This window comes from Planctomycetaceae bacterium, assembly GCA_041398785.1.
GTDB lineage: Bacteria > Planctomycetota > Planctomycetia > Planctomycetales > Planctomycetaceae > JAWKUA01.
Genome location: JAWKUA010000001.1, coordinates 556,802 through 568,210 on the forward strand (window position 1 = coordinate 556,802; position 11,409 = coordinate 568,210).

Consider the following 11,409-nt stretch of genomic DNA (forward strand, 5'->3'; position numbering starts at 1 on the left):
CAAACTTCTGAAGCCGCTTTTATCGTCGGAGTCCTGCCATGTCATTGCCTTCCGTGGAGCTTCTGGAGTCCCGCCACACGTTTCCGTGCGTTTTTACGTTCAAGGTGATCGGTGTGACGGCGGACAACTTTGCCGCGCGAGTGATCGCGGCGGTTCGTGACGAACTTCGGATGGAGGTCGATCCGCCGTTTTCCATGCGGGAGGCTCGCAACGGCAACCACATTTCCGTCACTCTGGAACCACACTGCAAGTCGCCTCAGCAGGTGCTTGCCGTGTATTGCCGGCTGACGGGCATGAACGGCCTGGTCATGCTGCTGTGAATCGCGAACCTGGATTGCCGACCCGTCGTTTCGGGACTTCATGGCAATTTGGAATCCACCGGCTGTGCGGCGATGAAGCGAACTTCGCCGGGACCTGGCGGCGTCACGTGGCGGCGAATTCCGTGGAACTCAACGTCAGCATTCGTTCCGGCTTTCCGGAAGCTCTGGTCGAAGGCGGTCGTCCCTGAGCCAGGTTCAGCGGCGGCAGCGAAGGAGTCGCCAGTGAACATTCCCGGATGCGTTCCGCCAGTTCAATCACGGTTTGAGGCCGCTGGTCGCGGGGCTTCTGCAGGCACGCCATGATGACATCTTCGAATTCGGGGGAGATTCCGGTTCGAACTCGTTCGGATGGCCGAACCGGCATTTCCGTCAGTTGCCGCTGAAACACGGTGCTGATCTTTCCGTCGCAGTCATGAAACAGCCTCTGGCCGGTCAGCAGAAAATGGCCAACGGCGCCCAGAGCGTAGATGTCGATTCGCTGATCCACGAGTCCGGGTGATTCGATGGCTTCCGGAGCCATATACATGGGCGTGCCACAGAATCCCTTTGACGTCAGTTCCGCCGATCCGACTTCGTCGATCATGGCCGCCAGTCCGAAGTCCAGAACCTTGATCGTGTCACCGGCGATACTGTTTCTTCGCAGCATCATGTTGTCGGGTTTGATGTCGCGATGAATCAGGTTCAGTGCGTGAGCCTCGGCCAGAGAATCGCAAGCCTGCAGCAGGAACCGCATCACATAGCCTTCGGGCAGTGGACCGCACTGATGAACGAGCTGTGACAGAGTCAGGCCGTCGACATACTCCATGGCGTAGAAAAAGAAACCTTCCGGTGTCATCCCGTAGTCATAGATCGTGATTGTGTGAGGTGAAGTGAGCTGACTGGTGAGCTGCACTTCCGTCTCGAATCGGTGAACCGCGGCGTCATCCAGCCGTCGCGTGTCCAGCAGCTTGATGGCGGCGGGGCGCAGCAGCATTGCGTGGCGAGCCTTATAGACGACTCCCATGCCTCCCTTGCCGATTTCTTCTTCCAGCGTGTAACGCCCGATGTTTCGCTCAATCAGCATCGACGCGAACCGTTCTTCGACAAGTCCGGCCGACAGAATCGACGACAGGCGAGGATAGAGTTCCGTGCGCTTGGCGGAATCGTTTTCGTCACGCAGATATTCATCCACGTGCGAAGCGATCTCCAGCAGATTGCAGGCCGGGCAGCATTCCTGCAGTCGAATCAGGCGCGCGGCGGCGGCTGTCGACTGGTTGAACTGTTCGGGAAGCAGCGACGCCGCAGCCACGGCCAGCAGTTCGGGACGTGTGGATTCGATTGACGTCTCTTCGGCGCTTTCGTCCTGCACCGCATTGTCGTCGGCGTCGTCGTTTTCGGACGTGTCATAGGCCGCGAACGCCGCGTCGAAATCATGGTGCCTGGCAACGCTGACAATCAGTTCCGCGGGAAAATTCCAGCGGGCCATCAGTGCGGCCGCCATCACGGCGTGATCCCAGCCAAACACCTTGCGTTCGAATTCGACGACACTTTCCAGTTCGCTTCGAGGTTGTGCGTATTCGGTGTGCCAGATTTCCGTCAGCACCGGCAGCAGAACATCCTGCAGCATCGAAGCCAGCGGTACCAGGTCGGTGTCGCAGCCCAGACATCTCGCCACGCACCGGGAAAACGCCGCACGCTCGGAGTTTTCGATGCTGAACTGTTTCATGCACAGCAGGCGGGACTTTGCGGAATTGAATGCCTGCTGAAACGACAGCGACAGCACGGCGGTCTTCAGCCGACGCAGTCCGAGTAATGTGATGGCATGCTGAACCGACTTGACCTGACCCGGAGCACCCACGGTGGCGGAGTTGGCAAACTTCAGCAGCATCGACGTCAGCGTTCCGTCGGAGGCTATCAGCCTGGCGACACTGGAAACGGGTACGTTCGGATCGCTGGTCAGTTCGGAAAAACGCTGCATGACCTGCGGAATCACCGGAAGCCGGGCCGCAACCTTCGGCTCGATTTCCGGTAATTCCGGACGCAGGTTCTCAAGCAATGTGGACCATTGCGGCGTTGAAGCAGCGATCATGTTTCCGTTGCCTGGGTGTTTTCACTCGACGATCCACCGGCGCAGGCGGCACCGCTGAATCACGAACGAAGGTTCCGTCAGGATTGCTTTCGAACGCCCCGAATGGGAGTTGCCCGGCCATCCGAAGCCGCTTCGCATTCTGATCGATTCCGGAAGTCGGCTGTGTCGATGCGAATGATCGGGACGATTGCATCGCGCCGACCTACACCGGTCGCTGAATCTCCCAGACGTCGATCAGGGCTTCGCCGCGAAAGACATGCAGCCGGCGATGCAGCAGAATCGTCAGGTCGGAATAACCCACAGTCACGCTGACGGTGTCGCCGATGCGAAGATCTCGCGCCGGTCCGGACACCTCAACAACGGCGTGTTCCGCGCTGAGTCGCTGAATGGTGGCGTCCGGCAGATTCCGCATTGCGGGAAGGCACAGGTCCGGATTCAGCACTTTTCGGCCGCAGTTCAGGACCGCCTGGTTCAGAGACGGGCGCGAGACAACGTCGGCGGTCACCCACATTGCCGACTCCAGATCCGATGCCCGGCAGTTCCTGGTGTAGAACAAATCGCCGAAGATCCCGCCGCCGGCCTGAAGTTCCGTGACGGCCGGATGATCTGACGTTGTCTGGAATGAGCCGGTTCCTCCTGCGCTGAGAATGTCGCACGGGATGTCGTGTCGCCGGATCAGATCGCGGCTGTGCTGCAATACATTCATCCCTTCGAAGATCAGTCGGCGCTTTTCGTCCGCGTCCGCAAGCTGCAGCAGGTGGCCTTCATAACCCATCACGCCGACGACACGGACCCCCGGCAACTTGTCTGCTGCCGCCGCCAGTTCCGCGGCATCATGTCCGGGGCGGACTCCCGTGCGATGCATGCCGATGTCGATATCGACCAGGACCTGAAACTCCTGACCACATTCTCCGGCAAGCTCCGACAGCAACTCGGCGTGAACGAAGTGGTCAATTGTCAGCAGCAGTTCGGTCGACGTATTGATGTTCGGCAACCGTTTCAGCTGCATCGGATTCGCCACCAGATGCGCCAGCAGGACGGACGGTACTCCGGCACGGGCCATGACCTCGGCTTCCGCGACAGACGCTGCCGTGACGCCGATCGCACCGAATTCCATCAGAGTCGAGGCGATCTGCGGCAGACAGTGACTCTTGACGTGCGGTCGCCACTGCTTGCCGGACCGGGAAATGTGCTCCGCCATGACTCTGGCGTTGCGTTCCATGATGTCGAGATCAAGGCACAGCATTGTTGTTGATATCCACGATGATTACTGATCGGCCGCCAGCCGCCTGGCAAGCTCTTCGGCACGCTGCTGCCGTTCCTTTCCGCCCCAATCGGGATGCAGCAAATCGACAACCGCCAGTCGCCGCGTCGCTTCGGCTGCGTTTCCATTTTCGAATTCCAGCAACGCCGACTGCAGCGAAGCTTCAAGCCAGATGTCGCTGCCCTGTTCACTGGCATTCAACACATGCTGCCAGAATCGGTGACCGGTGCCATCGCTGTCAGCAGGTTTCGCTGATGTCCTGCCGAAGGCCGCCGCAATGCACTGAAGCTGCTGCGGCGAGAGTTTCAGCGCCAGCAGCCGTCCGGTCAGGTCGTCTCGCAGCTTTGTGTTTCCGGTCAATTCAGCGGCCCGCGAGGATAGCGAGTGCAATTCCACAAGTCGATCGGCGGTGAGGTCATCAGTGCCGGAGACCAGCGTCGAAGCGATCAGCTTTTCGATTGTGTCGGCGAGCCAGATATCACCAGCCTGAACCCGGGTGCCGTCGGCATAGACCGCATGAAGATACCGCAGCGCCTGTTGCTGCCACGGGAGATCACTGGTCAGCAGCCGCCGCTGAATATCCTTCAGTTGTGCGGCATTGGCCGTTGTTCGCGCGACGGCCAGCAGCGTCAGCAGATCGATCCGGCGGAATAGCGCAGGTCGGTTCAGGTCCTCAGTGTGTGAGTCATCGGTCTGCAGGTCATCTCGGATCGAATTCGCTTTGCCGCGATCGCATTCCAGTCCGGCGTCGCTTCCGACTGACTGGGAGTCCGCAGCTGAAGTTGAAGAGTGATGAGCCTGATCGCTGCGAGTTCAGCCATCGTGCCCGTTGCCTCTCCGACTCGAAACGTTCGGCAAGCAGTTGAAAGCGGCTCGTGAGTTCTTCAGTCGTCGCGAGTCGCTGACTGAGGACTGGTGGGAGCGGCCAGCAGGAACTCTCCCGCCTGTCGCAGTTGCAGCTGACTTGTCGCCGAAGGTTCCTGCTCGCAGATTTCGATGGCAATTTTTGCCGCCGCCGGGGCTCGTCCTGCTGCACCAGGCTGATGAGCCACTGTCGGGCTCGCGTCGCTGTCGGCTGCAGGGCGAACCGGTCCACGTGCTGTTCCAGAGCGGTTCGATACGCCAGAGTGTCTGGTGTTCCGGAGCCGGTATTTTCTGACGCTGACTGCCAGATTTTCCCATGGCGAAGACGCTCAACAGGTCGGCAGCAACCGCTTCGGATTCCTGGCTGATCGAGGAGAACGCGTCCGTCGCCGCCTGAAGCCGCGTCGGCAGCGGACAGTTCCGTTGCCGGATCGAAGTTCTCCGCTGCCAGCTGCAGTGCAGCGACCACCTAAGCGGAGCGTCGGCCGGCAGGCGTCGGAGAATTGATTCCAGCACTTCAGACGCCGAAGCGGTGTCGCCGGACTGGTGCAGACGATCCGCTCGCTCGACCTGGTCCGCCAGTTCGGCGCCGACGGTTTCCACGAGTCCGAACCGGGCCGCGACGCGTTCGGCTGCTTCGTGATAGACGCCTCGCGTTTGTTGCAGGGTCGCATTCTGCTGTTCCGCGAAATCCGCCGCCTGCTGTTTCAGATTTGCGTCATCGAGCCTGCGGACGATCTCATACAGCGCAGTCGGCACTCCAGTTTCAGATAGACAAATTCCTGCAGTACCAGCGGATCCGCGGAGTTCAGGTTGACGTCAACATTGATCGCCTCCGAGGCTGCCGCGCCTGCGGCAGGCCGCGAATTCGCAGTGTGTCCTGCGAACGCGATGAATGTTCGGCGCGTGAAAGCTCAGACTGCGGATCCGAAGTGCAAACACTGCGGCATCGTTGGCGGCCAGAGCCAGATCAGCCTGCAGCCAGCGAACGTCCGCTTTCAGTTGATCCGTGCCGGCGGATCGAAGCAGAACGTTCAGCAGGTTTTCAGCGGCTTCCCGATCCCGTTTCCGCGGCGGCTTGTTTTCTGATCCCCGCATGAGCCTGCAGCGTACGAAACCGCATCACGTGCAACTCCGCCAGCAGCAGTCGGGCGCTTGCCGCGAATGTCACGCACGGCTTCCGAATCCAGGTTCCGTCGCACTGTTTCCAACTGCGTCATCAGTGCGTCGGCCAATTCGATACCCTTGTCGATCGTCGCCAGCGACGGCTGATCAGCTTTGTGCGGTTCTGAATCATGATTCGTCGACGAGACCAGATGGCCGGCTCGATCGATCACCGCCGAGGTTTCCGCGATCAGCTTCAGCGATGAGACCTGATCCAGTCGCAGCAGCAGTTCCGTTTCCGGACTTACAACCGCGGACTCCAGAAATAACGTGATCGTTTCCACGGATTGCGCCAGCAGGCTCTGTCGGTTCGCTGCCGAGGCAAACCACGCGTGGCGGCGATAAACGTCGCACAGCTTGAGATGCCAGAATGCCTGCCGTTCAGCATCTGATTGCGCGGCGATCTGCTGGCGACAGTGCTGTTCCGCGGTCTCAAACAGCAATCGCCGCGAGATCTGATCGACAAACCTGGCCTCCATCCGGTCAGCTCGGTCGCGAGCCACCGGCTGCGCGGCGAGGGGCGACGGCAGCAGCGACGCTGTCAGCAGCACCATACGAAGCAGTTTGGCGGAAGGAGACGACATGCCAAAAGTCTAGTTGAATTCCATCAGGTTTCTGCAAGGATTCCGCCCGATGCCGCGTCACTCCACGCGTCGTTCAACAATTGGTTGGTCATTCCGGGAGGTCTGTTGATGCCGTCAAAAACGGTTTTGAGTGTCGGTCAGTGTCGACCGGACAATGCTGCGATTACGCATTTCCTGACGTCGAATTTCGATGTGCGGATTCTTCGCGCGGATCTTGCGGATGAAGCCCTGCAGCAGTTGTCAGAAAACCATGTCGATCTTGTTCTGATCAACCGCAAGCTGGACGCCGACTACAGCGACGGGATGCTGATTCTGGAAGCGATCAAGTCGAATCCGGCGATCGCCGGTGTGCCCGTCATGCTGGTTTCGAATTTCCCCGAATGGCAGGAAAAGGCGGTTTCGGCCGGCGGCATCTACGGATTCGGGAAATCGGAATTGCGTTCCGCCGACGCCATCAGCCGAGTGGCGGAAGCTTTGGGTCTGAAACCGGAGACTGCCGAAGCGTGATGCGACGACGGACAACAGCCGATTGGCTCCGTCGCTGGAGTGCGGTCTCCTCTCGCCGGATCGCGCTACGATCTTCTCGTTCCACGGGCTTCAGCCCTGGAACGCTATGCCCGAAAGGCTCCGCCTTCGTTTCCGCAGCCGCGCGACAGCGAATGACGCGACCTAGGGTTCCGGAGCCGGCTTTCGTCGTTTTCGTTCAAAGCGGATGGTGCAGCCGCGAGCACCCGTCTTCTGCACGGCAGGAGTTTTCCCGGCCAGCGCCGCACTGACAGCGTCCTCAACGTAGCGCTGAGAAACCCTGGCGGCGTCCGTGCTGTCGTCGAGTGCTCCTTTGTAGACAATTTCGCGGCGGGAATTCAGCACGAAGAATTCCGGCGTGTAAATCGCACCGTAGGATCTGGCGACGTCCTGTGATTCGTCCCACAGGTAGGGAAAGTTGAATTTCTTTTCCTTTGCACGCTGCTGCATCTGGTCCAGCCGATCATCCGGAATGACGTTGCTGTTGATGGCGATCAGTTGCGCGCGATTGCCGTCGTCGGCAAATTTCTTTTGCAGGGCGATCAGGCGATCTTCGTAGTCGACCGCGTACGGACAGGAGTTGCACGTGAAGCACACGACGACGATGTCCCTGTCCGCCAGATCGTTCAGCGAGTGCGGCTTTTCGTCGACTCCGGCCAGATCGGACCATTCCGGAGCCTTGTCGCCGATTTCCGGAGACGACGCTGATTGCGCCGCGGCAGTCAACTCGATGAACGTGACCAGTGCGGCAACGGTCAGGCATACGGCAGAATTTCGGACTATTCGTTTCATGGCTCAGCGGAACCTTTTCAGTTTGCGCGTTGCCCTATGCGCCGACGCGCGCCTTCAGGCTGTTTTCTCCGAGTCGTGCACAGAAATCGCCGAAGCACTCGCCGTTGTGGCGATCGCTTCGATAAATCTCCAGCAGCGGCGTCAGCGTCTTCACGATTTCATCCTGCGGGACCAGGTCCTGGTAGATGAATGAAAGCCGCGTGCCTTCCGGGTTTCCACCAACGAAGACGGTGTACTTGCCTGCCGTCTTTCCGACCAGACCGATGTCCGACGTGTAAGGACGGCCGCAGCCGTTCGGGCAACCCGTCATGTGGACGGCGATCTTCTGAGATTCGAGACCGAGCTTCGATATCTGCAATTCCAGTTCATCAATGATCTGCGGCAGAACACGTTCGGATTCCGTAATCGCCAGACCGCAGGTGGGAAACGCCGGGCAGGCAATGCTGTATCGGCGGGCCAGAGAAAGCTGATCGGTTCGCTTGATGCCATGCTCCGACATCAGGCGTTCGATTTCCTTCCGATCGCGGGGTTCGATATCGCACAGGATGACACTCTGGATCGCCGTCAGCCGGCTGTCCATCCTGAAGCGGTTCAGGATCGCTCGCAGCCCGGTCTTGATGCGCAGGTCGCCGTCGTCCTTAATCCGTCCGTTTTCGATGTTGATTCCCAGAAACAGTTTGCCGTCGCCCTGCTCGTGCCAGCCCATGTGATCGTCGACGCCGGTGACGTCGGCCGGATGCGGTGCCGGCAGAGAGCCGCCAAAGTACTCTTCCACGGTGCTGCGAAACCTGTCGAGGCCCCAGTCCGCGATCACGTACTTCATTCGGGCGATCTTGCGATCCTCGCGATTCCCGTGGTCACGCTGGACTTTCACAATGGCTTCCGCGACGGGAATCACCTGCTCCGGCGTGACAAATGCCAGACGCTTCGCGAGAGCCGGGAAGGTCTTTTCAGCGCTGGGAGTTGTTCCCATCCCGCCGCCGACAAGGACGTTGTAGCCGACGATCCTGCCATTCTCGACAACGGCCAGAAAGCCAAGGTCCTGCGTATAAAGGTCGACGCAGTTGTCGTCGGGTGTGGCGACGGCCATCTTGAATTTCCGGGGCAGATAGCGTTCGCCATAGATCGGTTCGTCAACCGGACGAAAGTCAGTGACGTTTGCCTTTGTGCCTTCGTCGTCAGTCAGCCAGATTTCGTAGTAGCCGGTTGTCCGCGGCCGGAAGTGTTCGGCAAGCTGCTGCGAAAGCTGCTGGATCTGATTGTGAACGGAGTTGTTCTTTTCGGGAGCCGGGCAGCACATGACGTTGCGGTTGACGTCACCGCAGGCGGCCAGCGTTGTCAGTTTGCTGTCATTGATCGCCCGGATGGTCTGCTTCAGGTTGCCTTTCAGAACACCATGAAGCTGAAGCCCCTGCCGCGTGGTAATTCGCAGGGTGCCATTGCCGAGCACGTCGCACAGATCCAGCTCCGCCAGAAACTGATCGGCCGTGACGCGACCTCCGGGGATGCTGGTGCGGACCATGCAGGAGTAGGCTTTCTCCCGGCGGGATCCGTCGGGGTTCTTTGCCTTCCGCAGATCCCGGTCATCCTGCATGTAACTTCCGTGGTGCTTCAAAAGCGCGCCGGCATCGCCGCTGAAGCTCGGTTCGTCGTTCCGGAGCTCTTGAGCGATCGTACCGCGAAGCTGCCGGCTGTTTTTCTTGAGAAGTTCCGCCGCACTGAGTTGAGTAGTTTCAGACATGAACCTGGGTTTCTGGCCGTCCCGATGTGAATGGAGTGACGCGCCGAACGCGGTCGGCGCTGTGGTCGATGAGTATAGGCCGGTCCAAAACTGTTGGATAGGCTGCTCGTCGTTCCGTCGCACGCGGGAAACGGCGATTCCCGCGCGCGAAACCGAATGACTTCGAAGCCGATCTGCCGGCGCGTCAATCGCGCTTCCGGTTTGTCCGACCATGAGCGCAGGAGTGCGGTTCTGCCGATTGCGAAGTCCGTACCGGTAACTTTTGCAGGGGCGCAGCCGGCACAGATCGCCCCTGTTGCCGGATCGTCAGAAATTCTCCAATGCAATCCAACGGTGTCGGTTCCATTCGCACTTGCGGATCAAGCCTCGTCCGCAGCAAGTCGAATAACAGCAGGGGGCGAGGTACGTCTGGTTGCTTGTTCGATTCGGGAAAATGGCGGAGTCGTTTGGATGCGACATTTCTGTGGCCATGCTGTTCTTCGGCAAATTCTGCTGGTTGTGTGTGTCGTAGCCAATTCAGGCCTGTGCAGCGCTCAGTCCGGGAAAGTGCCCAACGAACTGAAGTCGGATGTCGAGGAACCGAAGATTCACCTGCCGGAATTCGGGCAGGATTCGCCGTTCCACACCGTGTCGCGGTCCACGCCTGTATCAGACGATCCTGTTCTGAAGGTAGTGCAGGAAGCTGTTGACGCGACCCGACGCCGGCTGTTGTCGACGGATCAGCACACGCCGTGGCAGATCATGCACGGACTGCTGGCGCTGCGGCAGGATCTGAGAATTCGCAAGGACGGCGAAGTGATCTCCGGACTTGACTGGGTCTGCACCGGCCCCACGTTCGACAACGTTCGCTGGTTTGAAAAGACGCGTCACGGCGGGCGTGCTCAACCCTACAGCCGCCCCTATGCGTTTGAAGGTCACGCCAATCAGTTTCTTGCAATTCTGTCGATGTCGGGCCTGTCGCTGGACCACGAATTTCAGACCGATGACGGCCCGATCACCATGAAGGACATGCTGCGCAATGCGCAGATGACGATGAACACGAAGGACGAAGTCACCTGGTCCCTGTGGGCTCTGAGTCGGTACCTGCCGCCGGATGCCGAGTGGCTGAACGAAAACGGCGAACCGTGGAGCATCGAGCGGATGGTGAAAATCCAGACCGATGCGCCGCTGAAGGGTGCTCCCTGCGGAGGAACTCACGGCCTGTTCGCTCTTGCTCACGCCCGCAACGTCTACCTGCGTCACGGAAAGCCGCTGCGAGGCGTGTGGCTGGAGGGTGAATACAAAATTCGCACCTACATCAACACGGCCAGAATGCAGCAGAATTCCAACGGCAGCCTGTCATCCAACTACTTCCGCGGCCGCGAGTATGATCAGGACTTCAATAAGCGAATGGCCAGCGCCGGACATGTTCTGGAATTTCTGATGATTGCGCTTCCGCAGGAAGAACTGCAGGAACAATGGGTGCGGCGAGCCATTCACGCAACGGCCTCAGATCTGCTGAATAATCGCAAAGCTCACGTGAAGTGTTCTCCGCTGTATCACTCCGCGAACGGGCTGAGCATCTATCTGGATCGCATGAAACTGACAGACAAACCCGATCAGTTGGCTGCCGGTAAGGAAGAAAAGAAGACGGCCAAAGCGGACACACCGTCCGGCAGCGGGCCATCGGTTCCCGCGACTCGTATTTCCAATCCGAAGGCGGTGCTTGAGGATCTCGATGTGCCGCCGGAATCCGACGACGCCGACGAGTTGTCCGCAGAACAGCCGTCAGCGGACGACACATCGTCGGATGAGGCTGCCGAGCGGGCCGCTGAAGATCAGGCGAAGTGGCGAGCCACACTGGAATCGCGACGCACACCGATCGTGCTGCCGGAAGAGCTGGAGGCCGACGCGGAATCCGGCATTCTGCTGCCGGTGCCGGACGACGCCGGGATTTAGTGCCTTGTCAGCAATTGATTGGTGAGTCTTGTGGCACTCGCTGCGTCAGTGGTTTCCGCAGCGCAGACGCAGTGACACATCCGGCGACACACATCCAAACACGCTGGCCAGGGCACCAGGGCTCATGCATGCATGAATGAACGGCCGGC

General features: G+C 59.6%; 12 protein-coding genes. 5 read left to right on the plus strand and 7 right to left on the minus strand.

The genetic code is table 11. From position 1 onward, the window contains the following. Positions 1-38 precede the first annotated feature (38 nt). Positions 39-320: a DUF493 domain-containing protein gene (locus R3C19_02115; protein MEZ6059134.1), complete on the plus strand. Its 282-nt coding sequence runs from the start codon at positions 39-41 to the stop codon at positions 318-320. A 103-nt stretch (positions 321-423) separates the two neighbouring features. Here the strand turns inward: R3C19_02115 and R3C19_02120 are convergent, their stop codons facing one another. From R3C19_02120 to R3C19_02130, 3 genes are all read right to left on the minus strand, one after another. Then, positions 424-2,388 (minus strand): HDOD domain-containing protein, encoded by a 1,965-nt coding sequence (locus R3C19_02120; protein ID MEZ6059135.1) that lies wholly within the window; start codon positions 2,386-2,388, stop codon positions 424-426. 202 nt (positions 2,389-2,590) lie between these two features. Next, the gene (locus tag R3C19_02125; GenBank protein MEZ6059136.1) at positions 2,591-3,634 is read right to left on the minus strand and encodes an alanine racemase; all 1,044 of its coding nucleotides are present in this window, start codon (positions 3,632-3,634) and stop codon (positions 2,591-2,593) included. A 21-nt stretch (positions 3,635-3,655) separates the two neighbouring features. Beyond that, on the minus strand, positions 3,656-4,012 hold the full coding sequence (locus R3C19_02130; GenBank protein ID MEZ6059137.1) for a hypothetical protein: 357 nt from the start codon (positions 4,010-4,012) through the stop codon (positions 3,656-3,658). Between the two features lie 24 nt (positions 4,013-4,036). Here R3C19_02130 and R3C19_02135 point away from each other — a divergent pair, with 24 nt between their 5' ends. Continuing rightward, positions 4,037-4,306 carry a hypothetical protein gene (locus R3C19_02135; GenBank protein ID MEZ6059138.1) on the plus strand — a complete coding sequence of 90 codons (270 nt, stop codon included), beginning with the start codon at positions 4,037-4,039 and terminating at the stop codon, positions 4,304-4,306. A gap of 230 nt (positions 4,307-4,536) precedes the next feature. Here the strand turns inward: R3C19_02135 and R3C19_02140 are convergent, their stop codons facing one another. Further along, positions 4,537-4,704, minus strand: a complete 168-nt coding sequence (locus R3C19_02140) for a hypothetical protein (GenBank protein MEZ6059139.1) — start codon at positions 4,702-4,704, stop codon at positions 4,537-4,539. 358 nt (positions 4,705-5,062) lie between these two features. Here R3C19_02140 and R3C19_02145 point away from each other — a divergent pair, with 358 nt between their 5' ends. After that, positions 5,063-5,290 (plus strand): hypothetical protein, encoded by a 228-nt coding sequence (locus R3C19_02145; protein MEZ6059140.1) that lies wholly within the window; start codon positions 5,063-5,065, stop codon positions 5,288-5,290. Between the two features lie 260 nt (positions 5,291-5,550). Here the strand turns inward: R3C19_02145 and R3C19_02150 are convergent, their stop codons facing one another. Then, the gene (locus R3C19_02150) at positions 5,551-6,264 is read right to left on the minus strand and encodes a hypothetical protein (protein MEZ6059141.1); all 714 of its coding nucleotides are present in this window, start codon (positions 6,262-6,264) and stop codon (positions 5,551-5,553) included. Positions 6,265-6,372: 108 nt separating this feature from the next. On the opposite strand from R3C19_02150, the gene R3C19_02155 reads away from it, so the two are divergent. Continuing rightward, entirely contained in the window at positions 6,373-6,771 is a 399-nt protein-coding gene (locus tag R3C19_02155) for a hypothetical protein (protein MEZ6059142.1), read from the plus strand. Between the two features lie 162 nt (positions 6,772-6,933). On the opposite strand, the gene R3C19_02160 is transcribed toward R3C19_02155, so the two are convergent. Further along, positions 6,934-7,581 (minus strand): thioredoxin family protein, encoded by a 648-nt coding sequence (locus R3C19_02160; GenBank protein ID MEZ6059143.1) that lies wholly within the window; start codon positions 7,579-7,581, stop codon positions 6,934-6,936. A 34-nt stretch (positions 7,582-7,615) separates the two neighbouring features. After that, positions 7,616-9,322, minus strand: coding sequence for an NADPH-dependent assimilatory sulfite reductase hemoprotein subunit (locus R3C19_02165; protein ID MEZ6059144.1), 1,707 nt, complete (start codon positions 9,320-9,322; stop codon positions 7,616-7,618). Between the two features lie 546 nt (positions 9,323-9,868). Here R3C19_02165 and R3C19_02170 point away from each other — a divergent pair. Next, entirely contained in the window at positions 9,869-11,260 is a 1,392-nt protein-coding gene (locus R3C19_02170) for a hypothetical protein (protein ID MEZ6059145.1), read from the plus strand. Positions 11,261-11,409: the final 149 nt, after the last annotated feature.